At 66.8% G+C, this 1,232-nt stretch carries 2 protein-coding genes; one reads left to right on the top strand and one right to left on the bottom strand.

Going from position 1 to position 1,232, the window contains the following annotated elements:
• Nucleotides 1–219, bottom strand: a 219-nt coding sequence (locus AC1DBQ_RS23410) for an acyltransferase family protein (RefSeq protein ID WP_476930768.1), incomplete at its 3' end; no start/stop codon positions are given.
• 204 nt (nucleotides 220–423) lie between these two features.
• Here AC1DBQ_RS23410 and AC1DBQ_RS23405 point away from each other — a divergent pair.
• A partial coding sequence (locus tag AC1DBQ_RS23405) for a DUF389 domain-containing protein (RefSeq protein WP_476930767.1) occupies nucleotides 424–1,232 on the top strand: 809 nt, incomplete at its 3' end.

Raw genomic sequence — 1,232 nt, 5'->3', positions numbered from 1 at the left:
GACCTTCCGCGTGAAGCTGAGGGTCATCAGGAATGCTGAAATGAGAAGGAAGATGTCCACGCCGCCAGAGACCCGGCCCAGCCACACGTGGTACGTGACCACCATGAGGACGGCAAGGGCGCGAAGGCCCTGGACCTCGGGGCGGTAGCTGGCTTTTCGGCTCGCCGGAGAACCCGCATCCGCTGTTGGYGGGGTGGGTATGGTTCGCTCGTTCGACACTAAAAAACCCTTCAGGCCGGCTTCCAAAAGATCAATGTTACCGAACCGTAACTTTCTTTGCCAGTCACAGGGCCTCGGCGGGGGTGTCGGATGGGGCGCCGGCGGKGGTGTTTCGCTGGAGGCCCGAGGCGGCCGCGCGCGGCGGCGAGCTCCATTGGCCGCGGCGCGGAAGCTAGGCTGGTGGGAGTCTGAGGAGGCCGCCAAGTGATCGTGCAGCTGCGCATTTGTGTTCCGGGTGATTTGTCCGGAGTTGTTGTCGAAAGGTGTGCCGATCATCTCGGCGTCGCGGAAATCGCCGTCGACAAGGGCGCCTCGGTCATGCCGCCCGGGGACGTTATTCAGGTCCTGCTCGCCCGCGAATCCGTGGAGACCCTCATGGAGAAGCTCCAGGCCCTCGACCTCCAGAAACGCGGATCGATTTCGGTCAACCTGCCGGATCTTGTGCTCTCGGACCGGGCCGACCGGGCGGAGGCTGAGGCCCCCGGCGAGGGCGCCGACGCGGTCATCTGGGAAGAGGTGTCGCGCCAGAGCGGCGAAGACTCGCGCCTGACMTGGAGTTTTCTGGCATTCCTGGTCCTGGCCACCCAGCTGGCGGCCATCGGCATCGTCACGGACTCCACAATCGCGATTGTCGGCGCCATGGCCGTGGGCCCGGAGTTCGGCCCGCTGGCGGCGCTGGCCGTGGCTCTGGTCCGGCGGGAGCGGCGGCTCGGACGCGACGCGGCGCTGGCCCTCGGCGTCGGCTTTCCGGTCGCGATGCTGGCCGCCGCCCTGACCGCGTGGCTGTCCGTGCCGCTCGGGCTGTTTCCMAAGGACGCGCTGGACCACGGTTCAGCGGTTGAATTCATCTACCATCCGGGGCCGTATTCGCTGATTGTCKCGGTGCTGGCTGGAACGGCCGGGATGCTGTCGGTGATCAGCCGGCGCTCGGCGGCGCTGATTGGCGTGTTTATCTCCGTCACCACGGTGCCGGCGGCGGGGTTTGTGGCCGTGGCGCTGGTCCTGGGCGAGTA

It is taken from the genome of Arthrobacter sp. 10T413_2, assembly GCF_056394205.1.
This window is presented reverse-complemented; position numbering and strand designations above follow the sequence as displayed.